At 62.7% G+C, this 24,437-nt stretch carries 23 protein-coding genes; 9 read left to right on the top strand and 14 right to left on the bottom strand.

The genetic code is table 11. From position 1 onward, the window contains the following. The first annotated feature begins 1 nt into the window (after window position 1). From B5F19_RS17905 to raiA, 4 genes are all read left to right on the top strand, one after another. Entirely contained in the window at window positions 2-277 is a 276-nt protein-coding gene (locus B5F19_RS17905; RefSeq protein ID WP_087288980.1) for a septum formation initiator family protein, read from the top strand. Between the two features lie 90 nt (window positions 278-367). Then, window positions 368-832 carry a S1 RNA-binding domain-containing protein gene (locus B5F19_RS06070; RefSeq protein WP_087288982.1) on the top strand — a complete coding sequence of 155 codons (465 nt, stop codon included), beginning with the start codon at window positions 368-370 and terminating at the stop codon, window positions 830-832. A gap of 228 nt (window positions 833-1,060) precedes the next feature. After that, the gene (locus B5F19_RS06075; RefSeq protein ID WP_087288984.1) at window positions 1,061-2,227 is read left to right on the top strand and encodes an amidohydrolase; all 1,167 of its coding nucleotides are present in this window, start codon (window positions 1,061-1,063) and stop codon (window positions 2,225-2,227) included. Between the two features lie 167 nt (window positions 2,228-2,394). Then, complete coding sequence (raiA, locus tag B5F19_RS06080) at window positions 2,395-2,946, top strand: ribosome-associated translation inhibitor RaiA (RefSeq protein ID WP_087288985.1); 552 nt, start codon at window positions 2,395-2,397, stop codon at window positions 2,944-2,946. Window positions 2,947-3,255: 309 nt separating this feature from the next. On the opposite strand, the gene B5F19_RS06085 is transcribed toward raiA, so the two are convergent. After that, on the bottom strand, window positions 3,256-3,735 hold the full coding sequence (locus B5F19_RS06085) for a zinc ribbon domain-containing protein (protein ID WP_087288987.1): 480 nt from the start codon (window positions 3,733-3,735) through the stop codon (window positions 3,256-3,258). Between the two features lie 152 nt (window positions 3,736-3,887). Here B5F19_RS06085 and B5F19_RS06090 point away from each other — a divergent pair, with 152 nt between their 5' ends. Together B5F19_RS06090 and B5F19_RS06095 are read left to right on the top strand one after the other, a co-directional pair. Continuing rightward, entirely contained in the window at window positions 3,888-4,556 is a 669-nt protein-coding gene (locus tag B5F19_RS06090) for an ABC transporter ATP-binding protein (RefSeq protein WP_087288989.1), read from the top strand. A gap of 13 nt (window positions 4,557-4,569) precedes the next feature. Beyond that, window positions 4,570-7,254, top strand: a complete 2,685-nt coding sequence (locus B5F19_RS06095) for an ABC transporter permease (RefSeq protein ID WP_087288991.1) — start codon at window positions 4,570-4,572, stop codon at window positions 7,252-7,254. 51 nt (window positions 7,255-7,305) lie between these two features. Here the strand turns inward: B5F19_RS06095 and B5F19_RS06100 are convergent, their stop codons facing one another. After that, entirely contained in the window at window positions 7,306-8,355 is a 1,050-nt protein-coding gene (locus B5F19_RS06100) for an acyltransferase family protein (RefSeq protein ID WP_087288993.1), read from the bottom strand. Further along, on the bottom strand, window positions 8,355-8,723 hold the full coding sequence (locus B5F19_RS06105) for a VOC family protein (protein ID WP_087288995.1): 369 nt from the start codon (window positions 8,721-8,723) through the stop codon (window positions 8,355-8,357). The genes B5F19_RS06100 and B5F19_RS06105 overlap by 1 nt, the downstream gene beginning before the upstream one ends. Window positions 8,724-8,916: 193 nt before the next feature. Between B5F19_RS06105 and B5F19_RS06110 the strand changes: the two genes are divergently transcribed. Then, the gene (locus B5F19_RS06110; RefSeq protein ID WP_087288997.1) at window positions 8,917-9,909 is read left to right on the top strand and encodes a biotin--[acetyl-CoA-carboxylase] ligase; all 993 of its coding nucleotides are present in this window, start codon (window positions 8,917-8,919) and stop codon (window positions 9,907-9,909) included. Window positions 9,910-10,005: 96 nt separating this feature from the next. Here B5F19_RS06110 and B5F19_RS06115 read toward each other — a convergent pair whose 3' ends face one another. From B5F19_RS06115 to B5F19_RS06130, 4 genes are all read right to left on the bottom strand, one after another. Continuing rightward, window positions 10,006-10,584, bottom strand: coding sequence for a dipicolinate synthase subunit B (locus B5F19_RS06115; RefSeq protein ID WP_087289061.1), 579 nt, complete (start codon window positions 10,582-10,584; stop codon window positions 10,006-10,008). 26 nt (window positions 10,585-10,610) lie between these two features. Then, window positions 10,611-11,486, bottom strand: coding sequence for a dipicolinate synthase subunit DpsA (gene dpsA, locus B5F19_RS06120; protein WP_087288999.1), 876 nt, complete (start codon window positions 11,484-11,486; stop codon window positions 10,611-10,613). 320 nt (window positions 11,487-11,806) lie between these two features. Beyond that, window positions 11,807-12,823, bottom strand: a complete 1,017-nt coding sequence (locus tag B5F19_RS06125; protein WP_087289001.1) for a cytidylate kinase-like family protein — start codon at window positions 12,821-12,823, stop codon at window positions 11,807-11,809. A 16-nt stretch (window positions 12,824-12,839) separates the two neighbouring features. Continuing rightward, the gene (locus tag B5F19_RS06130) at window positions 12,840-14,243 is read right to left on the bottom strand and encodes a sodium:proton antiporter (RefSeq protein WP_087289003.1); all 1,404 of its coding nucleotides are present in this window, start codon (window positions 14,241-14,243) and stop codon (window positions 12,840-12,842) included. A 436-nt stretch (window positions 14,244-14,679) separates the two neighbouring features. On the opposite strand from B5F19_RS06130, the gene B5F19_RS06135 reads away from it, so the two are divergent. After that, window positions 14,680-15,519, top strand: coding sequence for an aldo/keto reductase (locus B5F19_RS06135; RefSeq protein WP_087289005.1), 840 nt, complete (start codon window positions 14,680-14,682; stop codon window positions 15,517-15,519). Window positions 15,520-15,811: 292 nt separating this feature from the next. Then, the gene (locus B5F19_RS06140; protein ID WP_087289007.1) at window positions 15,812-17,884 is read left to right on the top strand and encodes a gamma-glutamyl-gamma-aminobutyrate hydrolase family protein; all 2,073 of its coding nucleotides are present in this window, start codon (window positions 15,812-15,814) and stop codon (window positions 17,882-17,884) included. 160 nt (window positions 17,885-18,044) lie between these two features. Here B5F19_RS06140 and rplT read toward each other — a convergent pair whose 3' ends face one another. From rplT to B5F19_RS06175, 7 genes are all read right to left on the bottom strand, one after another. Continuing rightward, a complete protein-coding gene (gene rplT / locus B5F19_RS06145; protein WP_087289009.1) occupies window positions 18,045-18,401 on the bottom strand; it encodes a 50S ribosomal protein L20 in 357 nt (118 codons plus the stop codon). Window positions 18,402-18,421: 20 nt separating this feature from the next. After that, entirely contained in the window at window positions 18,422-18,625 is a 204-nt protein-coding gene (rpmI, locus tag B5F19_RS06150; RefSeq protein ID WP_087289011.1) for a 50S ribosomal protein L35, read from the bottom strand. Window positions 18,626-18,646: 21 nt separating this feature from the next. Beyond that, the gene (gene infC / locus B5F19_RS06155) at window positions 18,647-19,222 is read right to left on the bottom strand and encodes a translation initiation factor IF-3 (RefSeq protein ID WP_087289063.1); all 576 of its coding nucleotides are present in this window, start codon (window positions 19,220-19,222) and stop codon (window positions 18,647-18,649) included. Between the two features lie 188 nt (window positions 19,223-19,410). Further along, window positions 19,411-20,256 (bottom strand): hypothetical protein, encoded by an 846-nt coding sequence (locus B5F19_RS06160; protein ID WP_087289013.1) that lies wholly within the window; start codon window positions 20,254-20,256, stop codon window positions 19,411-19,413. A 6-nt stretch (window positions 20,257-20,262) separates the two neighbouring features. Next, the gene (locus tag B5F19_RS06165; RefSeq protein ID WP_087289015.1) at window positions 20,263-21,579 is read right to left on the bottom strand and encodes a hypothetical protein; all 1,317 of its coding nucleotides are present in this window, start codon (window positions 21,577-21,579) and stop codon (window positions 20,263-20,265) included. Further along, window positions 21,563-23,344: an ATP-binding protein gene (locus B5F19_RS06170; protein ID WP_087289017.1), complete on the bottom strand. Its 1,782-nt coding sequence runs from the start codon at window positions 23,342-23,344 to the stop codon at window positions 21,563-21,565. Before B5F19_RS06170 ends, B5F19_RS06165 begins: the two co-directional genes overlap by 17 nt. 373 nt (window positions 23,345-23,717) lie before the next feature. Beyond that, window positions 23,718-24,437 (bottom strand): response regulator, encoded by a 720-nt coding sequence (locus tag B5F19_RS06175; RefSeq protein ID WP_087289019.1) that lies wholly within the window; start codon window positions 24,435-24,437, stop codon window positions 23,718-23,720.

Here is a 24,437-nt window from a genome sequence, read left to right on the forward strand (position 1 = left end):
CATGCGTCTGAAACGTGCGGGACTGCTGACCAAGCTGGTCATCGTGGTGCTTCTGGTGTATCTGGCCACCTCCCTGCTGGATCTGCGGGGGCAGATTCAGTCCGTTCAGGAGGAGCGGGACACGCTGGAACAGCAGGTGGAGGAGCAGCGGCTGGCCAACCAGCAGCTGGAAGACGCCATCGAAAACAGCGACGACCCTGAAACTCTGGAGCGGGTGGCCCGGGAGAAGGGCTACGTCAAAGAGGGCGAGACCCTGTACATCGACGTGGCCGGCTGACGGCTCCGCCGGGGCTGCGGGGCCCCGGTCCGCGCCTGTGCACGGCGCGGCTTGAGGGGGAAATTTACAAGGAGGATATTTCAGTCAGTGATGGAGTTTGGTGTTGGGTCCATTTTGGACGGTAAGGTAACGGGAATCACAAAGTTCGGCGCCTTCGTGGCCCTTCCGGAGGGACGCTCCGGTCTGGTCCACATCTCGGAGATCGCCTACACCTATGTCAACGAGGTGTCCGATTACCTGAAGGAGGGACAGGAGGTCAAGGTGAAGGTCATTGGCATTGACCAGGCCAACCGGATCAACCTGTCCATTAAGAAGGTGAGCGATCCCCCTCCCCGCCCCGCGGGCGGACAGGGCGGACGTCCCGCTCGTACAGGAGGGGCTCCCCGTTCCGGCGGAGCGCCCCGCTCCGGAGGCTTCGCGCCCCGGCCCGCACCCAAGGAACCCACTGACTTTGAGGACCGGCTGCGCCAGTTCATGCAGGCCTCGGACAGCAAGCTCTCCGAGCTGCGCTATCTGGAGAAGAAGGGCGGAAACCGCCGGGGCGGCCGCCGGTAAGCCGGATCGCATTGGAAAACGAAGCGGCCGCAGATCATTCTGCGGCCGCTTTTCTGTATGCGGATGGTTTCAACCAGCCGGGGAGTCCCTCCCCATAGGAAAAGGGACGCCCCAAGGACGTCCCCCATGCGCATTGGTTGAGCTGCCCGGAAAGAATACCATAAAATCCCAACTTCGTCAACGGGAGGCCTGTCGAATCTCCGCCGCCTTCCGGGAAAGGAACACGCTATGCTGATTATCAACGGCACCGTCCACACCATGGAGGGCCTCACCATCCCCGGGGGCTATGTGGACATCCGGGGGGACAAGATCGCCGGGACCGGCCCCATGGAGGAGTGTCCCAAGAGCTGGGAGGGGGAGGTCTTTGACGCCCAGGGGGGACACATCCAGCCCGGCTTTGTGGACGCCCACTGCCACCTGGGGATGTTCGGGGACTCCACCGGCATCGAGGGGGACGACGGCAACGAGGCCACCGACCCCTGCACCCCCCACCTGCGGGCAGTGGACGCCGTCAATCCCATGGACCGGGGCTTTCAGGAGGCCCGGGAGGCGGGGGTGACCACCGTCCTCACCGGCCCGGGGAGCGCCAACCCCATCAGCGGCCAGTTCGCCGCCCTGAAAACCAACGGCCGCTGGGTGGACGCCATGGTGCTCAAGGCCCCGGCGGCCATGAAGCTGGCCCTGGGGGAGAACCCCAAGCTCACCTACCACGAGCGGCATGAGGCCCCCACCACCCGCATGGCCACCGCCGCCATCATCCGGGAGAACCTGGCCAAGGCGGCGGAGTACCGGGAGAAGCTGGAGCGGGCGGCACAGGACGAGGAGGAGGACAAGCCCGACTACGACGCCAAGCTGGAGGCCCTTCTGCCGGTGATCCGGGGGGAGCTGCCGGTCCATATCCACGCCCACCGGGCGGACGACATGGCCACCGGCATCCGCATCTGCAAGGAGTTTGGCCTGAAGTATGTGCTGGTCCACGGCACCGAGGGCCACCTGATCCCCGACCTGCTGGCCCAGGAGGGGGCGGGGGTCATCACCGGCCCCTGCCTCACCGACCGCTCCAAGCCGGAGCTGATGCACCAGTCCCTGGAGACTCCCGCCATCCTCCAGCGCTTCGGGGTAAAGGTGGCCATCTGCACCGACCACCCGGAGACCCCCATCCAGTACCTGCCCCTGTGCGCCGCCATGGCCATCCGGGGGGGCATGGACCCGGAGAGCGCCCTGGCCTGCGTCACCATCCGGGCCGCCGAGCTGGCGGGGGTGGCCGACCGGGTGGGCTCCCTGGCCCCCGGGAAGGACGCGGATGTGACCGTCACCAGCGCCCATCCCCTCAACTGGCTCAGCCGGATGCGGCTGGTGGTGATGGACGGAAAGGTGGTCCACGGGCGGCTGTAAGCAGCTTCCAAGCCTGCCGTTTTGCCCCTTCATAAAACTTTCACAAAAAACAGTGGAAATTTTTCGCTCCTGTGGTATAATAAAACCATCGGAGGGGAGAACCCTCCCTCACCGGAGGAGTTTCCCTCCCACTCAAGCCCCCTCGGGGGCGAAAGGAGCGGACAAGTATGAAGTTTGTGTTTACAGACAAAAAGGTGAACGTGCCCAACTACATCCACAACTACGCGGAAAAGAAAGTGGGCAAGTTAGACCGTTTCTTTAAGGAGGATGCCACCGCCTCACTGACGTTCAGCGTGGAGAAGGACCGCAACCGGGTGGAGGTCACCATCCGGTCCAGCGGCACCATCTTCCGTGTGTCGGAGAGCACCTCTGATATGCACGCCTCCATCGACGCCGCCGTGGCCTCCCTGGAGCGGCAGATCCGCAAGAACAAGACCCGTCTGGAGAAGCGGCTGCGCACCGGCGCCTTTGAGCGCTCGGTAGACGCCTCCACGGAGATCTCCTCCTTTGTCCCCGATGAGCCGGAGGAGGGGGAGTACCACGTGGTCCGGACCAAGACCTTCCCCATCAAGCCCATGACCCAGGACGAGGCCATTCTGCAGATGAATCTGCTGGGCCACAGCTTCTTCGCCTTCAAGAACGAGGACGCGGGCGGGGCCTTCGCGGTGGTCTACCGCCGCAATGACGGGGATTACGGCATCATTGAGGATGCGACCTGATTCCACAAAAACATGTTCAAAGGGGCGGCCATTGGCCGCCCCTTTCAATATATCGAAAACCTGTGCGGAACAAAATCTGTTCGAGTCTGGGCGGGGGAGCTCGAGGGGGCAGCCGCCCGCCTCGAATGGGATCGAATGCCCCGGAAGCCTTGCTGTGCAAGGCTCCCGGCACGCGGAGCGCGGACTTTTGCGCTGCTGTGCAGCGCAAAAGTAACGGCATTTTTGCAGGCTGTCGGAAAAGTCCCTGGGCTTTTTCGACAGCCTGCGGGGCGGCCAGTTGGCCGCCCCGCTTTTTGTGCGCTGAAAATGCTATTCTGTTGTCCCCCCTGCTTCCCGCCAGCGCTTCAGGGTGGGGAGAAAGGCCAGCAGCCCCGCCCGGGCCTCCGCCTCATCCAGGTCCAGTCCGTTGGCCCGGTTCCACTCCGCTAAAAACTGCAGGTTGTGCTCCGCCATCTCCTCCATGGTCACATTCTGAAGGAACCGCCCCTGCTGGTAGCAGTACGTGCAGTACGCCTCCGACCGGCTGCCGTCCGCCTCGGTCCCCCGCTCCCCGTCCCGGGTCAGGGCCATGCCGCAGCTTTGACAATATCCGGCGGGGTACCCCAGCAGCCGGTCCACCGGCACCTGGAAGGTCTTTGCGATCTCCTTCAGGGTATCGGTGCTGGGGACGGTCTCGCCGGTCTCCCAGCGGGAAACCGCCTGCCGGGTGACCCGGAGCCTTTGGGCAAACTCCTCCTGGGACAGCCCCAGGTCCCGGCGCAGCTCCAACAGCGCATCCCTTGTCTCCATCCAATCGCCTCCTTTTTGACCAGTATAGCAGACCGCCTCCGCATGCACAAGCAACGGGCGGTTGCGGAATTCTTACCACTCTGTTCGATTTTGGAAAGACTCTGGAAAGGTTGTTTGGGTACAATGGGGACATCAGAAAGGAGTGCATCCCCATGACGGTTTTGGAAACCAAGGAATTGAAAAAGTACTACGGCTCCGGCGACACCCAGGTGAAGGCCCTGGACGGAGTCGATCTGACAGTGGAGAACGGGGAGTTCGTGGCCATCGTGGGCACCTCGGGCTCGGGCAAGTCCACCCTGCTCCACATGCTGGGCGGGCTGGACCGGCCCACCGGCGGCTCCGTCCTGGTGGAGGGCCGGGACATCTTCGCCCTGAAGGATGAGGAGCTGACCATCTTCCGCAGAAGAAAAATAGGCTTTGTGTTCCAGTCCTACAACCTGGTGCCGGTGCTCAGCGTCTATGACAACATCGTCCTGCCCATTCAGCTGGACGGCGGCCGGGTGGATGAGACGTATGTGGACCAGGTCATTGAGGCCCTGGGGCTGGAGCAGATGCTGGACCGCCTGCCCAACCAGCTCTCCGGCGGACAGCAGCAGCGGGTGGCCATCGCCCGGGCCCTGGCTACTAAGCCCGCCATCCTCCTGGCCGACGAGCCCACGGGCAATCTGGACTCCCGGACCAGCCAGGACGTCCTCTCCCTGATGAAGACCACCGGACAGAAATTTGCCCAGACCATGGTGATGATCACCCACAACGAGGAGATCGCCCAGCTCGCCGACCGCATCGTCCGCATTGAGGACGGCAGGATCGTCACGCGGTGAGGGGGTGCGCGCCATGAAGGTATCCAACGACAAGTGCATCCGCCGCCTGGCCTGGAAGAGTTTAATGGCCAACCGGACCCGAAATCTCATCGCGGTGCTGGCCATCGCTCTGACGGCGGTGCTGTTCACCTCCCTCTTTACCATCGCCCTGTCCATCAACGAGGGCATCCAGCAGTCCAACTTCCGCCAGGTAGGGGGCTTCTCCCACGGCGGGTTCAAGTACCTGACGGAGGAGCAGTGCAGCGAATTGAAGGATGATCCCCTCATCGGCCAGTGGGGGGTGCGGCGCTTCCTGGGCATGCCCACAGAGGCGCCCTTCAACAAGGCCCATGTGGAGGTGGGCTGGTCCGACGCAAACTACGCCCACTGGTCCTTCTGCGATCCGGTGGAGGGTTCCCTGCCCCAGGAGGGCACCGACCAGGCGGCCACCGACACCCAGGTGCTGGCGCTGCTGGGCATTGAGCCGGAGCTGGGGGCCCAATTCACCCTCACCTTTGACGTGGACGGCCATGAGACCACCCAGACCTTCACCCTGTGCGGCTGGTGGGAGCGGGACGGGGCCGTCCAGGCCAGCCACATGCTCATCCCGGAGAGCCGGGTGGACGCCATCCTGGACGAGGTGGGGGTGGACCCCAACAACCCCACCGACGGCATGACGGGCGCCTGGAACCTGGACGTGATGCTGAAAAGCGGCTCCCGGCACATCCAGCAGGACCTGGATCAGATTCTGGCCGGCCACGGCTATCAGAGCGAGACGCCGGGAGAGAACTACATTGACACCGGAATCAACTGGGGCTACACCGGGGCCCAGCTGTCCGACAGTATGGACCCGGCCACGGCGGCGGTGATCTCGGGGATGCTCCTGCTCATCCTCCTCACCGGCTATCTCATCATCTACAACGTGTTCCAGATCTCGGTGGCCGGGGATATCCGGTTTTACGGCCTGCTGAAGACCATCGGCACCACGGGGCGTCAGCTGAAGCGGATCATCCGGTACCAGGCCCTGGCCCTCTCCGCCCTGGGCATTCCCCTGGGGCTCCTGGCCGGGTGGCTCATCGGCGGGCAGCTCACTCCGGTGATCATCTCCCACCTGGACGGAGTGTCCGGCGTGGTGTCGGTGAGCCCCGTGCTCTTTTTGGGCTCCGCCCTGTTCGCCCTGTTCACGGTGCTCCTGTCCTGCCACCGGCCCGGCCGGGTGGCGGCCAAGGTCTCCCCCATTGAGGCGGTGCGGTACACTGAGGGGGCCGGAAGAAAATCCCGCCGCCCCTCCGGGAAGCGCCTTGCCCATAAGGGGGCGGGCCGGTCCTCCCTGCCGGCCATGGCCTGGGCCAACCTGGGCCGCAGCCGGGGCAAGACCGCCGTCACAATTACCTCCCTGTCTCTGGCGGTGGTACTGCTGACGGTGACGGTGAACTTTACCAATGGCTTTGACATGGACAAGTATGTGTCCAACTTCACCGCCAGCGACTTCATCGTGGCCAACGCCGGGAAATTCCAAAACAGCGTCCTGGACTTCACCCCCGATATGGCCGTGCCCCAGTCCGCCATGGACGATATCGGCGCCCAGGGGGGCATCACCGACGGCGGCGTGGTGTACGGTCAGACCTCCTCCGCCCTGGAGTATATCACCGAGGACTACTTCCGGCAGATGAACCAGCGCTTCTACACCCCGGAACAGCTGGACAGCGCCATCCGCCTGACCGGCCGGAACGAGGCGGGAGACCTGGCCGCAAACGTCCAGCTCTCCGGCATGAGTCCCTTTGCCCTGGACCACCTGACGGTGCTGGAGGGGGACCTGTCCAAGCTCTATGAGGACGGCGGAACGTATGTGGCCGCCGTGTATGCCGAGGACGACTACGGCAGAGCGGACATGGACTCCCACTGGGCCCGCCTGGGGGATACGGTCACCATCCGGTACGTGGAGGAGTGGGAATATGTGGACCCGGACACCGGCATCGCCTACTCCGATGCGGAGGATGTACCCGCCGGGGCCAACTGGGTGGCGCAGCCGGTCAAGTACCGGGACGCGGCGTATCAGGTGGCCGCCCTGGTGACGGTGCCCTCCGCCCTCAGCTACCGGTACTACGGCAGCGACGAGTTTATTCTCAACGCTCAGACCTTCGTGGAGGACACCGGGACCAGCTCGGTGATGTACTACGCCTTTGACACCACCGGCGAGGCCAACGCCTCTATGGAGGAATTTTTAAAAAATTACACGGAGAACGTAAATCCGGAGCTGGACTACGAGAGCAAGGCCCTCTACGCCGGGGAGTTTGAGAGCATGCGCTCCATGTTCCTGCTGCTGGGCGGGGCCCTGAACTTCATTGTGGGGCTGGTGGGGGTGCTGAACTTCTTCAACACCATCCTCACCGGCATCCTGGCCCGGAAGCGGGAACTGGCCGTCCTCCAGTCCATCGGCATGACGGGAAAACAGCTGAAGACCATGCTGGTGTATGAGGGGCTGTTCTACGCCCTGGGGGCGGCGGCCATCTCTCTGGCGCTGACTCTGATTCTGGGCCCGGCGGCCTTCACAGCGGTGGGGAACCTGTTCTGGTTCTTCACCTACCGCCTGACCCTGGTCCCCTTTCTGGTGGTGATCCCAATATTCGCCCTTCTGGGCATCCTGGTCCCTCTGGGCGTGTACCGGTCGGTGGCCCGGCACACCATCGTGGAGCGCCTGCGGGAGTCGGAGACCTGACAGAAAGAAAGGCCCGGCACTGTGGAGTGATCCATAGCGCCGGGTCTGTTTTTAATCCGCCAGCCAGCGTCCAACCCCCGGAATATGGGAGAACAGCCAGGCGAAGGGGAGGGAGAGCAGGAAGTAGACCAGGGCGAACACCGGCACCGAGGCCACCGCCCCCAGGGCCAGAGGGGACACCCCGAACCACCGGAACACCAGGGCCCAGATCTGGTGGAACAGGTACACCCCAAAGACGCACTCCCCCAGAGCGTACACCGCCCGGCGGCGGGAGCGCTCCTCGCTCACTCCCAGCACATAGCGGAACAGAGTGCACAGGGCGGCCGCCGTCAGGGCCACCCCCGGAGCGGTGTAGCCGTACCACAGGTCCCGCCCCCCGCCGATGAGGCTGGGCCCCGCCAGGGTGAGGACCACCCCCAGGACGCCCAGGATGTAGATGAGAAACTCCGGAATGCGGCCGATGGTGAAGTGCCTCAAATACCACCCGGCCAGGTAGTAGCCCATATAGCCCAGCACCATGTGGACCTGGAACCGCTCCAGCAGGACGGTGAGCACCTGATTGGGGTGGAAGGCGGCCCACAGGGGCAGCACGCCGGCAAAGAGGAGGGCCAGGCCCAGGATATACAAAATCTCCCCCCGGCTGGCCGACGAGGCGAACCGCTGGAGCAGGGGGTGGACCAGATACAGGCCGATGAGGGGATATAGAATCCACAGGTGGAAATAGGTGTCCCCCTGGGCCGCCGACACCAGGGCGGACCAGACGCCCCCCAGAGTGAGGGCCCCGCCCTCCAGCAGGTGGGACACCACGGCGTACAGGCCCCCCCAGAACACCAGCATGCAGAAGGCGGGGAGGGCCAGGGTCAGCAGGGTCCCCCCCAGGGCGGATTTATTTCCCCCCTCCAGGGCGTACATCCCCCACACCATGAACAGGGCGGGGACCGACCAGCGGGTGAGCCCCTCGTAGATGGACAGCACCTGCCAGTCTCCGCTGGAGATGGGCGCCAGGTCCTGTCCGCTCTGGGCCAGCAGGAGCATCAGGGCCGCAAATACGGCAAAGACCCGGAAAAATCCGGGCCAGCCGCTGTTTCGTTCCCCCGCCATCAGTCCTTCTCCGGGACGATCTCGATCCAGTAGCCGTCGGGGTCGCTGATGAAGTAGATGCCCATGGCCGGATTCTCGAAGCAGATGCAGCCCATGGCCTTGTGCTTCTCATAAAACGCCTGGTACTGATCCGTCACGAAGGCCAGATGGAACTCACATTCCCCCAGGTTGTAGGGCTCGGTGCGGTCCCGGAGCCAGGTGAGCTCCAGCTGGAAATCGGTGCGGCCGTCCCCCAGGTAGACCAGCCGGAAGGAGCCGTCGGCGGCGTCCTTCACCCGCACCGGCTCCAGGCCCAGGGCCTCCTTGTAGAAGGCCAGACTCTTGTCCAGGTCCAGGACGTTAAAATTAAAGTGGTTGAATTGAATCATGGTTCCGTTCTCCTTTTGATGGGGTGGAGGCGTATTTTCCGCCCCCCGGGCCCGAAATCCGGGCCGGTTTTATTATACCGTACCCCTTCGGCGGATTGCAACCGAAAGTTCCCAGCCCTCCGCCGGTTGACGGGGTTCCCCTTTTTCTTTTATAATATCCAAAAGAGACTTACCAAACCAGGAGGACAACACCATGAGCCGGGAGAAGGTACTGTCCCTGCTGCTGGAGCAGGGGGACCGCTATGTGTCGGGGGAGGCCATGAGCCGCGCCCTGGGAATCAGCCGGGCCGCCGTGTGGAAGGCCATCGAGGCCCTGCGCCAGGAGGGCTATGTGATCCAATCCGCCCCCAACCGGGGCTACCGCCTGGAGAACGCCCCGGACCGGGTGCGTGAGGGGGAGCTCTCCGGCCCCCTGGCCGGCTGCCGGGTGGGGGGGCACCTCCTGTGCCTGGAGACCATCGACTCCACCAACACCGAGGCCAAGCGCCAGGCCATGGCCGGGGCCCCCGACGGCCTGGTCATCGTCAGTGAGGAGCAGACCGGAGGCCGGGGCCGCCGGGGCCGTTCCTTCCAGTCCCCCAAGGGGAAGGGGCTCTACCTCACCGCCCTGCTCCGCCCCAGGCTGGACCCCAGCCAGGTGGCTGACATCACCGCCTGGGTGGCGGTGGCGGTGTGCGACGGCATTGAGGCCGCCTGCGGCGTCCGCCCCCAGATCAAGTGGACCAACGACCTGGTACTGAACGGCAGAAAACTGTGCGGCATCCTCACCGAGCTGGGCCTGGAGAGCGAGAGCAACGACCTGGACTACTTAATCACCGGCATCGGCATCAATGTGAACCACACCCCCGAGGACTTTGACGCCGAGGTCCGGCCCATCGCCACCTCCCTGGCCCAGGAGCTGGGCCATCCCGTCCGCCGGGCCCAGCTGGCGGTGGAGATCATTCGGGCTCTGGACCGGATGTACGCCCAGTTCCCCCAGAACAAACAGGACTACCTGGAGCGGTACCGCGCCGACTGCCTCACAGTGGGAAAGCAGGTCCAGCTCATCACCCCCGCCGCCCGGGAGGAGGCCTTTGCCGTGGCCATCGACGACGACTTCCGCCTGGTGGTGGAGTACCCCGACGGCCGCCGGGCCGCCCTGTCCGCCGGAGAGGTATCCGTGCGGGGCATGTACGGCTACGTATAACAAGAACCAAACAAGCAGGCCCGGAGGCGGAAGAAAACCGTCTCCGGGCCATTGCTTGATCCGGCCGGGAGGAAATCGGCCGGACGGGAGAAAAGCTCATGGAGTGACCAGCATGGGCTGGAGCTGCCGCCCCTCCAAGGCGGCCAGAGCCGCGTCGGCCACCAGGGAGAAGTCGGCCACCAGAGAGGTGGGCTTGTGGACGGGGTCGTCCTGGCCGAAGGGGACGAAGTAGATGTACTTGCGGCCCAGCAGGCTCCCCAGGTTGGCGGCGGAGGCGGAGAGCCCGTCGTTGGTGGAGGGGGCGATGAGCACCGGCCGCCCGTTGCGCAGGTGGGCCTTGGCCGCCATGGTGACGCTGGTGTCGGTGATCCCGTTGGCCAGCTTCCCCAGGGTGTTTCCCGTACAGGGGGCGATGATCAGCAGGTCCAGCAGCTTCTGGGGCCCGATGGGCTCCGCCTCCTTGATGGTGGAGATGACCCGGTGGTCGCAGATGCGCATCATCTCCCGCATCAGGTCGTGGGCGTCCCCGAACCGGGTGTCCGCCGCCGCCGTGTACTCGGATACAATGGGGACCACATGGGCAAAGCGGGCCTTCACCTGTTCCAGGGCCTCCATGGCCCGGCTGTGGGTGCAGAAGGAGCCGCACATGGCAAATCCTACGGTTTTCTCTTCCAACATAACATCCGCTTCCTTTCCTATTCCTATGCGCCAAGCTCGTGGAGCATGTTATAAATCGTGTTTTTGATGGCCGCGCCGGCGGTGACCGGGGCCACCTTTCCCGGCAGGGACAGGGCCCAGATCACGTTCCGCCCCAGGCGGGCGGCGGCCTCCAGGTCCACGCCCCCAGGCTTGCTGGCCAGGTCCAGCACCAGGCAGTCGGGCTTCAGGTCGGCCAGCTCCGCCTCCCCCAGCACCAGGGCGGGCACCGTGTTCACCACCAGGTCGTACCCGCACAGCCAGCCCGCCAGCTGTCCGGTCTTTTCCGCCCCATAGCCGATGGCCTGGGCCCAGGCCAGGGACTCGTACCGCCGGGCGGCCACGGTGACTCTGGCCCCCATGGCCGCCATCCGCTGGGCCGCCGCCCGGCCCACCCGGCCGAAGCCGATCACCAGCACCCGGGAGCCGTGAAGGGTGATGGGCATCTGCTCCAGGGCGATCTGCACCGCCCCCTCGGCGGTGGGCACCGCGTTGGCCACCGCCAGTTCCTCCCGGGCGAAGTAGTCCAGCACGGCGATCCCCCGCTGTCCGGCCAGGGCCTCCGTCACCGGGTCCACCCGTCCCCCGCACACCATCTGCCCCGGGCGGATGGCCTCCATCACCTGGACCAGCGTGGGCTCCAGCCGGGACAGGGGACAGTTCAGCTTCCCCTCCCCCTGGGACACCGGCAGGGGCAGGATGACGCAGTCCGCCTCCCCCGCCCCCCGCAGCGTGCCCTCCACCGTCAGCCCATCGGCCGGGACCACCCCCTCCTCCAGGGCGTAGGCGTGGACCCGGTGGCCGTCCTCGGAGAGCAGCTGGGCCAGCTTTCCCTGGCGCATGTCGCCCCCCAGAACCCAAAAATTCAGTTCCTGTCTCATAACCCATCCTCCCGTCACGTTCTGCATCAAGCTATGAAGATAGGCCCCTTTTGGTGACGGGCGCCCGGAAAAGACAGCAAAAGACCGCCGTACGAAACGTACGGCGGTCTCAGCTTGTCGAAAAACCTCTGTTCAGACGAATCCGCCCGAGTGCTGGCGGGGGAGCTCGAGGGGGCGGCAGCCCGCCTCGAGTGGGATCGAATGCCCTGAATGCCTTGCATGGCAAGGCGTTCAGCGAGCGCAGCGAGGACTTTTCCGCCGCGCAGCGGCGGGAAAGTAACGGCATTTTTGCAGGCTGCCCTGCGGAGGGCGGGCGTCTATTATTTTTGCAGAAGCAGCCGCTCGATCAGCTGCACGGACCCCTCGATGCCGTAGCTGGCCGAGTTGATGCACAGGTCGTAGTTGACCACGTCTCCCCACTTCCGGCTGGTGAAAAACTCGTAGTAGGAGCGGTGGCGGTGGTCCACCTTCTTGAGGAACTTCCGGGCGCTCTTATAGTCCAGGTTGTCCTGCTTCATCACCCGGCGCACCCGCACCTCGAAGGGGGCGTTGACGAAAATGCTCACATGGGGGATCTGGTGGTTGGTGAGGATCACGTCGGCGCAGCGGCCCATAATGACAAAGTCCTCCCGCCGGGCCATGTCGCAGATCAACTCGCTCTGGTTGAAAAAGACCGCCTCCGCCTTGGGCAGGCCGTGGTAGCGGCTGAACTCCCGGATGCGGGCCTTGAGCCCCTTCGGCTTCTCCACCGCCATGGGGTCTTGATTCAGATCCTGGGGGTTGGTGAAGCTGGCCCGGTCGCGGATGTGGTCCTGCTGGGCCTCCAGCCGCTTCAGAACCTCGGCAAAGATCTCCGTGTCATAGTAGTTGATCTTCAGGGTGTCCGCCAGATTGAAGCCCACGTCGGTCCCGGCGCTGCCATAGGTGCGACCGATGCAGATCACCAGGTGGTTTCCCGCGCTGAACCGGCCCTTCCAGCTGTTCTGGGAGAAGGACTGGTTGAGCCCCGCCAGAGTTTCGTCCAAAATATCCACCGCGCCGAAGCGGTCGGGCAGCTTCTGGATCAGCTTCCAGATCTCGTTGTACTCGGTCATCACCCGGGAGCGCTCCTGCCGCTCGGGAATGGTGCGGGCCATGTTGCCGATCAGGGCCAGGGAGCTTCGCAGGTAGTGGCTGGTGCGGTGTTCCTTCATGATCTGGGTCAGCTCCCGGATGGACTCCTCCCGGCTGGCGTTGAACACCCGGCCCAGGCCGGACCCCAGCACCCGGTAGACCTCGGCGTCCAGATCATACAGGCGGTTTGCGATCTCAAGCACTAAATTTCTCGTCTCTTCCATGACAACTCAGCCCTCCTCACATGAAAAAGATCAGCGTATCCAGGATAAAGACGGGGATCAGGAAGCGCACCGACCAGAACATATACCCGAAGAAGGACGGCATGCGGATACCATTTTCATCCGAGATGGACTTGACCATAAAGTTGGGCGCGTTGCCGATATAGGTGTTGGCCCCCATGAACACCGCGCCGCAGGAGATGGCCGCCAGCATCTTGGTGGGCACGACCCCCAGGGTGGTGGCCAGCCCGGTCTGTGCCCCCTGGGCACAGGCCGCCGTCAGGAAGACCAGATAGGTGGGGGTGTTGTCCAGGAAGCTGGACAGGGCGCCGGTGGCCCAGAACATCTCCGCCGGGTGGGTGAGCCCCAGCTCGCCGCCCTTGGCGGTGAGGAGCATCAGGGCGGGCTGCATGGTGATAAAGATGCCCACAAAGAGCACCGCCACCTCCTGGATGGCCCCCCAGGTGAAATGGTTGGATTTGCGCACCGACACATCGGTGGTCTTGAAGGAGAGGAACGCCGCCAGGAGGATAATAATGATCTCCAGCAGCGCGGGGATGGTGAGGGTGACCTCGCCGAAGATGGGAATGCCGATCACCTCGCCCGCCCCATTCTGGAACATGGGGAGGGTGGGGAGCACCCCGCTGAGCACCACGGCGGCCACGATCATCACCAGGAAGATCAGATTGTGGAGCCCCCGGATGTGGATCTCCGTGCCCGGCTTCCGGATGTCGGGCATGTTGCCGGCGGCGATGTCCTTGCGGTAGGCCCGCATGTCGATCCAGTAAAAGACCGCCAGCAGGATCACCGCGTTGAACAGCAGCACCGGGGCCAGCTGAAGGCTCCAGAAGAAGGGCACGCCCCGGGAGAAGCCCATGAGCAGCGGAGGGTCCCCGATGGGGGTCAGGCAGCCGCCCATGTTGGAGATCAGGAAGACGAAAAACACCATGATGTGGCTGCGGTGCCGCCGCCAGGCGTTCATTTTGATCACCGGACGGACCATGAGCATGCTGGCACCGGTGGTGCCGATCCAGCTGGACAGCACCGTGCCCAGGAGCAGGAGAAACACATTGATTCGGGGAGAACCGGCCAGATCCCCCTCCAGAGAGATATTGCCGGCCACGCAAAACAGTCCGAACAGCAGCACAATAAAGGTGAGGTAGTCGCCGATCAGGCACTCCAGCGCCGTCTCCACCGCCGTACCCAGTCCCCCCATCAGAGCATAGGGGATGAGAAAGGCCAGCGACCAGAACGCAACCGCCAAGGGCTGATGGCTCTCCCACCACGAGGAGCACAGCAGCGGACACAGGGCGATGCACAGCAGCAGCCCCGCAAAGGGGATGCTCAGCCAAAGCGGGACCTCTCCCCCCGCTCCGGACAGGGAGGCCCGATTCCAAATTCCCATCAGGAGCATCCCCAGCATCAGGAGCGCTCCTAAGCCAAATGAAACTTTCTTCGCCAACATGATCCTCTCCAAACTTTTCCTCAGTCTCCGGGATCTCCTCAAGGACGGTACAGGCGGCTGATTTTTTCCACACACTGAAACGCTTTTTTACACAGGCAGGGCGGCGGCCGAACCGATTCCAAGTCCCTGCTCCGGGATGCGGCCCTCCCGCCGCTCCCGGCACACAGTCCGTGTTTTACCGGTTCCGCCCCGGCCAGATGCTATTTTAGCACAAAAAAGCACTCCCAGCAACGCGCCATTTTGTATTTATAATATTTTAACTATACCTCATATAGTATTTCAGTAAATAACAGTTCCCGTTTTATCGTGTAAATTTCACAAAATTCTTTCTTGCGCCTCTGTGCCCGCCGCGATAAAATGGTAAGGTATTTTCCACGACAAGGAGGTCTTTGAAATGGAATCTTTTGTTCTATCTAACGGCATGAATATCCCCGCCATCGGCTTCGGGTGCTACGCCCTGAATCCCCCGGAGCAGAAGCGGATTCTTCTTGACGCAATCGAGGCGGGCTACCGCCACTTTGACACCGCCTCATTTTATCAGACGGAGGAGGCGCTGGGCCAGGCCGTCCGGGAGAGCGGGATTTCCCGGGAGGCGTTTTTCCTCACCACAAAGCTCTGGCGTACCCAGATGGACGACCCCCGGGCGGCCTTTGAGGCCTCCCTCCGGACTCTGGGAACCGACTACCTGGACCTCTACCTGATTCACTGGCCCCGCCCCGACCTGGAGCGGGCCGATTGGAAGGAGCTGGACGCCCGGGTCTGGGACTGCCTGCAGGAGCTGTATCAGCAGGGGAAGGTGCGGGCCATCGGCACCAGCAACTTCCTGCCCCACCATCTGATGAATCTCGCCGCCCGCGGCGGGCTTCTCCCCATGGTGAATCAGCTGGAGTACCACCCGGGCTATCTTCAGAGCGCCGCGGTTCAGTACTGCCGGGAGAACCACATTCAGGTGTCCGCCTGGTCTCCCCTGGGGCGGCGGAGGCTGATGGACGACCCCCTGCTCAGCGAGATCGCCGCCGCTCACCAGGTCACCGTCCCCCAGGTCTGCCTGCGCTTCGCCCTGCAGAACGGCGTGCTCCCCCTCCCAAAATCCTCCAGTCCGAAGCGTATGTGGGAAAACCTGGACCTGTTCCGGTTCTCCCTGTCCCAGGAGGAGATGTCCTGGATCGCCACCATGCCTCAGACCGCCTGGTCCGGGGAGCATCCAGACCGGGAGCGGACACGTCTCCCCTGATCCCCTCCGGCTGCGCGAAACCAGACTCAGATATTTTTTGTCATTTTCTTGTCTTTTCAGTCTCTTTTAAGAATAAAATTCAACTTTTCACCGGAATAGAAAGCTTTTCTTCAAAAAGGCTTTTCCCACTTGACAAAAAATTTATACCTGCGCTATACTGAATTTGATCAAAATGATTCATCTGTTTTCACAGAAGATGCGTCATTTTGACGAGCCGCGACAGAAAGGAATTCTCTCCGTGGCGTCCCCTTCCTCTCTGCCCGGCTGGTAGAAATTGAAGGAGGTCCAGCTTATGAAAAAGATATTCCGCAGAGCCCTGTCCCTGACCATCGCCTCTGGTCTCACCCTGGCGATGGCCGTCACCGCCGGCGCCGCTGAGGGCGACACCCTGACCCGCGGCGAGATGGCCAAGCTCCTGGTGGAGGGCGCCGGTCTGACCGACCAGGTCGCCCAGTATCAGAGCCAGGCCAGCGTGTTCTCCGACGTGGCGGAGGACAGCGAGTACAAGGGCTACATCAACCTGGCCTATGCCCAGGGGCTGATCAGCGGCACCGGCGCAGACACCTTCAGCCCGGACGCCCAGACCACCCAGGTGGAAGCTGCCGCCGCCATCATGCAGTATGCCGGCGTCCCTGAGGAAATGCTCACCTCCTGGCCCTCTGATTACAGCACCACCGCGGCGCGGGTCGGACTGACGGACGGAATCACTTACAGCGCCGACGCGGCGGTGACTGAGGGCCAGTTCCAGACCATGCTGGAGAACGGCTCCTCCCTCGTCGGCAAGCCCTATATCGGCATCACCTGGAAGGCCAACGACCAGGACTATGCCGGCTTCAAGGCTGTCATTGAGGCCGCCGGCGGCAACCCGGTGGAACTTTACCAGGTCACCAGCACGGCCGTGGGCTACGGCGCGGACGGCATGATCCAGAGCGCCTATGTGGAGGACACCGGCAACCTGCTGCAGGAGTACGCCGACCAGATCAAGGCCCGCAACTACTCCGCCACCAACGTGGCTGAGGTGATGGAGGGCATCGACGGCGTGTTCTTCACCGGCGGCGAGGACATCAGCCCCTCCCTGTTCGCAGTACCTCAGGAGGAGGCCAACGGCGGCGAGGAGATTAACGCCACCCGCGACATCTCCGACTACACCCTGATGGCCTACTGCATTGACAATGATGTGCCCACCCTGGCTGCCTGCCGGGGCATGCAGATGATGAGTATCGTCTCCGGCGCCGATTTTATCCAGGAGATCCCCGACTACTACGCCGAGCAGGGCGCGGAGTATAACGACCTGCACCGTATGCCCGCCGGAACGCCCAACCGGGATTACGCCCGCCACAGCGTCGAGATCATTGACAAGGAGTCTTGGCTGTACGACATCGTGAATGCGGATACGCTGGACAACGTCTCCTCCTGGCATCACCAGGCCGTCCGCAGCGTAGAGGGCACCGATCTGACCGTGGTGGCGCAGACAGTGGACAATGGCGTGACCATCATTGAGGGCGTGGAGAATCAGAACAACACCTTCTGCCTGGGCGTCCAGTTCCACCCGGAGAACGACTGTAAGCTGGCCGTGTATGACAAGAACCCCGAGGCCGCTCTGTGCGATGTGGATACCTGCATGACCTTCTTTGAGACCCTGGTGGGCTATGCCGCGGATAAGACCGTCATCGGCATCTCCTGGGGCGGGGACCCTGTAGACTATACCGATATTCAGGACATCATCCGTGACGCGGGCGGCGTCGTGACCCACCTCCCTCAGATCACCAGCTATGACCAGGCGGTAGACGCGCTGGCCCAGGTGGACGGCATCGTGGTCACCGGCGGTGAGGATATCAATCCTGCCCTTTACAACGAGGAAGCCAGCCCGCTGCTGGAGGATAATACCGAGTACCGCGACATCCGGGATACTTCCGACTATAATTTGATCAAGGCGGCTGTGGATACCGATGAGCCCATGCTGGATATCTGCCGCGGAATGCAGATGCTCAACGTAGTGTGCGGCGGCGGCCTGATCCAGGATCTGAATACCTATATGAACACCCCGGACTCCACCGCGCATCGCGCGGCGCCGGACTGGGCCCGCCACAGCATTACGGTGACGGATACGGATTCCCTGCTGTACGATATCGTGGGCGGCACGACTCTGGACAACGTGGCCTCTTGGCATCACCAGGCTGTGAACCCTGACCGGGTGGGGGATGGCCTGACTGTGGTCTCTTCTGCGGCCGACGGTGTGATCGAGGCGTTGGAGTACCAGGACAACCACTTTGCGCTGGGCGTCCAGTTCCATCCTGAGGCAGATGCGCTGACCAGCGATGCGTTCATGGCCTTCTTCGAGGCGCTGCTGGAGGCGGCGGCGTGATCCTCCGGAAGAACACGCTGAATGATCTATGAAATTTGAAACGGCTCCGCAGGTAACACCTGCGGAGCCGTTTTGTCTAAGCGCAAAGCGGGGGATAAGAGAAAACGATCCCCGGCTTCCCTTGAGGAAAGCCGGGGATGCGTTAAATCCAAGTTGTCGCTCAGGCCAGGGCCTTCTTGGCGGTCTCGGTGAGCTGGGTGAAAGCGGCCTTGTCGTTGACGGCCAGCTCGGCCAGCATCTTCCGGTTCATCTCAATCCCGGCCTTCTTCAGCCCGTTCATGAAGGTGGAATAATTCATGCCGTTGAGCTTGCAGGCGGCACTGATCCGGGTGATCCACAGGCGGCGGAAATCGCGCTTCTTGCGCTTGCGGCCCACATAGGCGTACACGCCGGACTTCATCACGGCCTGGTTGGCCATCTTGAAGTGCTTGGACTTGGCGCCCCAGTAGCCCTTGGCCATCTTCAGGATCTTATTTCTTCTCTTGCGCGTCATCATCGCGCCCTTCACTCTTGCCATTGTTCTTCAGCCTCCTTCTCTTACTTATACAGGATCATGCGCTTGATGGCGGCCTCGTTGGTCTTATCCGCATAGCCGCCCTTCCGGAGGCCTCTCTTCAGCTTGGTGGTCTTGCCGTGGCCGTTGAGCAGATGCCGCTTGCCGGCGTGGGCACGCTTGACCTTGCCGTTCTTGGTGAGAGCGAAACGCTTCTTGGCGCCGCTGTGGGTCTTGATCTTCGGCATAACAGAAAACTCCTTTTCGACTTACTTTTTCGCGTCCTTGACCGGCTTGGGGGACAGGAAGATGGACATATGCCGTCCCTCCAGCTTCGGACTTTTATCCATCACGGCGACCTCGCCGCAGGATTCGGCAAACTTCAGCAGCAGCTCCTGACCGATGTTGGTGTGCGCCATCTCACGGCCCCGGAACCGGACGGTGACCTTGCACCGGTTGCCCTCGGCCAGAAACTTCTGGGCGTTGCGCAGCTTGACGTTGAAATCGTTCACGTCGATGCTGGGGGACATCCGGATCTCCTTGATTTCCACCACGCGCTGGTTCTTCCGGGCTTCCTTTTCACGCTTGGTCTGCTCGAACCGGTACTTGCCGTAGTCCATCAGCTTGCACACCGGGGGCACGGCATTGGGCGAAATTTTGACCAGATCCAGCTCACGCTCCTCGGCCAGGCGCAGCGCCTCCTGAGAGGACATGATGCCCAGCTGTTCGCCGCTCTCCGAGATCAGGCGGACCTCCTTATCCCGGATTTCTTCGTTGGTTTGATGACCTGTGTTAGCGATGGGAAAGCACCTCCAAACAAAAAAATAAAACGCGTCTGCCTGAATGGCACCCGCGTCACAGCAAAACCACACCGAACACAGATGTTCCGGCGGGGATTCTCCATGTTGACCCTTTGGCTCTGGCCTGGGGTGAGGACGGGGCACCGTTCCTGCTTTGTTGTACTTTAGCAGTATAGCAGTGTCCCGCCCTCTTGTCAAGCACTTTTTTCTTGTTTTCAGAGAGGCGGCCGTCCTCAGGCGCCGCTCTCCTCCGCCCGGCTCAGCTCCCCGGTCAGGGTGTCCAGCCGGTAATTCCGGGTATCCGTGGCAATATACCACACCGGGGTCAGGGACGAGGGCCCTGTTCCCGCACTGGTCACATAGCCCGGAGTGATGCTGTCAATCCGGCTGCACACGTCTCCCAAGGCCACCAGCCCATGGTAAAACTGAAACAGGGCGGTGGGAATGGAGATAGGCTTCTGACCTGTGTCCAGGGCCGGTTCTCCCGTCAGCCGCCGTCCCTCGATTGCCGACAAACTGTCCCCCTGGAACGTCAGCGTGATCAGGTGGTTGAACACCGGCACCTGATTCCAAAGCTGCCGGCAAACCACGGTCAAAGCGTCCTCCTCCCCGCCGTCAGCCTGAACGGAAAGGCTCTCTCCCTGGATGCCAAGGATCTCCAGGATTTGAAGGCTGTATGCGGCGGCGTCCTGCTCCTCCAGTCGGAAAGCGCCCTCCACAAACTCCCCCTGGAAGGTGCCGTCCCGGTGGAATTGGATGCTCCCCGTCTCGTTGTAATAGCGGTAGATCTCATCGCTCCATGCCTGCTCCTGCACCTCGCCGCCCAGAAGGACTGCGGCGGCCTCCCGCTCCTGCCCGCGGTCCCACTCCACCGTCTGGGGCAGCAGGGTCATCTCCTCGGGGACGGTCTCATCCTCCACTGTCACGCCGTTGTTCTTCAAGAATTGAATGGAGTTCTGTCTGGCCTCCTGCCGGGCATTCTGGACCTGAAATTCCCGCTGGACCAGAAATCCCAGCAGGCTCACATTGGTGACCGCCAGAATTATGAGTATGATCGTCTTGATCCGGGACCACTCCATCCGCCGTCACCTCCCTGTGTCAAGGGCCCGTGCGGCCGCCCAGGAGGCGGAGACCAGTCCCTCGCCTCCGCCGTCCAAATAGACCAAAAGCAGCTCCTCTCCCTCGTGCCCTTTGGTCTCCATGGCGGCCAGCGCCTGCCGGACCGGAAGGACCACCGAGGTGGTCCCGCTGTCCGTATAGCTGCGGAACCACAGCTGAAATTCCGTAATCTGCCCCTGCTCCACCACAAAGCGGGCGGCCCAGCCCTCCTCCCCAATGCGGACCTGGGCCCCATTGAGGCTGTAACCAAACTCCACCACCCAATTTTCTTCCCCGTTCTCCTTCGCGGAGATCAGATAGAGGGCGGCCTCTCCGCTGTTCTGTCCCAGCGTCTGCTGGGCCAGGCGGCGGCAGCCCTCCACTGCCTCATAGACGCCGGTCCCGGGCAGGCGGTAGCGGTCGCTTCCCTCCGCCGCAGCCTCATAGGCCACATGCCCATCCTCCGCGATGTGGAGCGTATCGTTGCGGCTGCGGATCACATACTCTCCCGCCGCAGGGTAGGAAATGGAGTTCTCCGGAAAGCCCAGCTGCTCCTGGAGCGCCTGGCGGCGCTCCTCGCTGGTAATGGGATTGGAGGCGCTGTAAACCACAGGGACCGGGGTTTGGGCCTGTACCATGGTATATGGCGCCAGCACGCCCAGTTCCTCAGCCTCAAAGGCGAACACGGTTCCATTCTCCTGAAGCGCCCCCACCGCCTCGTTCAGGCGGCTGGAGCTGATTACGTCCGAAGCACAGCCCCAGCCCTGATCCGCCGACTCATCCCAATAGTACAGGAGCACCTGTCCCTCCACCGCCGTGAGCACCATCCGCCGTACTGTCCCGGTGAGGGTCTGATTGTCCACGGACAGCCACCCGTTCAGGACCGCCACCGGAATCTCCCCCTGCCAGTCAAAGTAGAGGCCCGGCGCGGTGGACAGAGCCTGCCGGAATTCCGTTTCACTCACAGCGTAAGGCTGACTGGCGCTGCTCAGGGCCTCCACCAGAAGGCTGTACGACTGCTGGTAAAGGCTGTCCGTGCTCTCCTGGTCATACTGCACCCCATAGCGCACCACTTCGCCCCCCCGCTGAATAGCCGCCGCCATGCGCAAAGGGCGCGCGGTGGCCCCGGGGCTCTCTGTGGAGGCGGAGTTCTCTGCCTCCGCCTGATATGCGGTTCCGGAATCCTCCGTGCTTACAATGGCCGCCTGGGTGCGCATCAGCAGAAAGACAGCCGAACCGCTCAGCAGGACGATCAGAGCGCTTTTAAGGCGCTCAATGCGCCGTTTTTTATTTCCTCTCGTCATGGCTGGGTCCCTCAATGTTCAGCTCCATGCGCACCGACAGGCCGGGGCCGTCCCGGTCCACCAGCTCCAGCGCGCCTTCATGCCGGTCTACGATCTCCTTGGCGATGGACAGCCCCAGGCCAGTGCCCCCAGACTGCCGGGAGCGGGCCTTGTCCACCCGGTAAAAGCGCTCAAAAATTCGGGGACGGTCCTCCGCCGGAATGCCGATACCGTTGTCGTCCACCTGCATCCACACCCGGCCGCCATTCTGTCCCGCAGAAATTCGGATCTGCCCGCCGTCCGGGGTGTACTTGATGGAGTTGGAGACAATATTCATCATCACCTGCATGATCCGCTCCCGGTCGGCCCGTACCTGAGGCAGACCGGGCTCCATGCGCAGCTTCATGGTGTGGCTGTGGCGCTGGGCCTCCATATAGACGGCGTTGTATAGGTCCTGCACCGCCTCTTCAAAGGAAAACCAGCTCAGCTTCAGCTCATCCCGTCCCGAATCGAACCGGGACAAGGTAAGCAGATCCTGAACAATATGGGTCATGCGGTCGCTTTCGTTCAAAATAACTCCCAGGAATTTCTTCTCCGTGGCGGGCGGGATGTCCCCGGCGCTGTCGGAGAGGGTCTCCGCATAACTGCGGATATTGGTCAGGGGAGTGCGCAGCTCGTGGGAGACGTTGGCCACAAACTCCCGCTGCATCTCCTGATTTTTCCGCTCCTCAGTGACGTCGTGCAGGACCACCAGCACGCCTCCCTGCCGTTCCCGGTCAAAGGGGGCCAGCAGCAGGTCCAGCACCTGGTCTCCCACCCGGACCTCTCCTTCCAAGTGGTCGGGGGCGGCCATGGCCTCTCTCAGGGAGAACTGCCCCCCAAAGAGTTCCTTGTAGGTGGTATCCGCTCCAATGGGCCGTCCCAGCATACCCTCTGCCGCCGGGTTGGAGTGGATCACCCGGCCGTCCCGGTCAAAGGCCACCACACCGTCGGTCATGTGGAGAAACAGGGTGTCCAGCTTGTTGCGCTCGTTCTCCACCTGGCGCAGGGTGTCCCGGAGCTGCCGTGCCATGTCGTTGAAGGTGTCGGTAAGCACGCCGATCTCATCCCTTGAGGTGACCTCGATGCGCCGGGAAAAGTCCCCCTCCGCCACCCGCATGGCCCCCTCGGTGAGGCGCTGAATGGGAATGATCATGGTCTTGGACAGCAGGAAGGAGAGCAGGATGGAGATGATCAGTCCGAAGACCAGAGATTCCAGAATCAGGCCGAAAATCTGGCTGATCAGGCTGTTCACCGTGGCCTTGTTGTCCAGAATATAGATGACGTACTGGTTGTCCCCCCGGGTGATGGGCAGGGCCACGTCCATATAGTCGGCGGCGATGTTGGCCTCGGTCCCCTCCTCCCGCTCCACCAGGGCCCGGGTCAGGTTGGGGGAGTCGTACTCCAGTCCGCGCCCCTCCTCCTCGTCGGTTCCGGTCAGGTAGGCGCCGGTCTCCCCGTCCAGGATATACAGGGTGCGGCTGCGGCTGTCCAGTCCCAAATCGCCGTAGTATGCCTCCATGATGCTCAAAATGGCTTGCGCCCCGTCCTCGTCCGGCGTGACCTCGGTCTCCAGGTTGCGGCTCAGGGCCTGGTTCTGATCAAAGACCCGGCTCATCTGGGTATAGAACTCCTCCAGATAGAAGGCCATAACGGAGTTGATCAGGAAGGTACCCACCACTGTCATCAGGGACAGGATGAGCAGCACCATGATCATCACCAGCTTCATATGCACGCTGCGAAGCACCGGAGGCACCCCCTTTCATTCAGAGTGGAAAGTGAAGAGTGGAGATATGGGTCCGGCTGCGCCGGATATTGAAAATCATTCGCCTTGGGCGAACTCCATTTCTTCACTCTCCACTCTCAACTCTTCACTCTAAAATAACAATCAGCTCTGCTGTCCGCCGAACAGGTATCCCATTCCCCGCTTGGTCAAAATGAACTTGGGAGAGGCGGGGTCTGTCTCCCCAGGAAACTGCATTTCCCGGGGGCCCCTTCTCTTTTATGAATCCTCGGGGCGAATGAATCGCCCCTGCGGAAATTCTCCGCTTCGCTCCGAATTTACGCCGGACTTCCGGCGTCCCGCCTGCGGCGGGTCCCGGAGGACGCCCCCGCCGGTCTCAGTTCTGCTGACCGCCGAACAGGTACCCCATACCCCTTTTTGTTAGAATGAACTTGGGAGAGGCGGGGTCGTCCTCGATCTTTTCACGCAGGCGGCGCACCGCCACGTCCACGGCCCGCACGTCGCCCACATAGCCCTCATAATTCCACACGTGCTCCATCAGGGCCTCCCGGGAGAACACCTTCCCCGGCTGGGAGGCCAGAAAGCAGATCAGGTCGTACTCCCGCTGGGTCAGCTCCAGGGCCCGGCCGTCCTTGTACACCGTGGCCCCCTCCAGGTCCACCACCACCCGGCCCAGATCCAGCCGCTTTCCCGGTTCGCTCCCCGGCTGGGGCGGCTGCGCGGGCGCCATGGACACCCGCCGGATATTGGCCTTGACCCGGGCCAGCAGCTCCCGCATGGCGAAGGGCTTGGTGATATAGTCGTCCGCCCCCAGCTCCAGACCCAGGACCTTGTCGGCCTCCTCCTCCCGGGCGGTGAGCATCAGGATGGGCACGGCGGACCCCGCCTCCCGGATCTTCCGGCACACGTCAAATCCGTTCATCCCCGGCAGCATCAGGTCCAGCAGGATCAGGTCCGGGTTCTGTTCCAGAGCCAGCTGGAGGCCGGTGTTTCCGTCGTAGGCCTCCAGGGTATCGTACCCCTCCCGGCTGAGGTTGAAGGACAGAATATCCACGATGTTCTGCTCGTCTTCCACAATCAGAATGGTCTTTCCCAA

Origin of the sequence: Pseudoflavonifractor sp. An184 (assembly GCF_002160305.1) — a bacterium.
Taxonomy (GTDB): Bacteria; Bacillota; Clostridia; order Oscillospirales; family Oscillospiraceae; genus Lawsonibacter; species Lawsonibacter pullicola.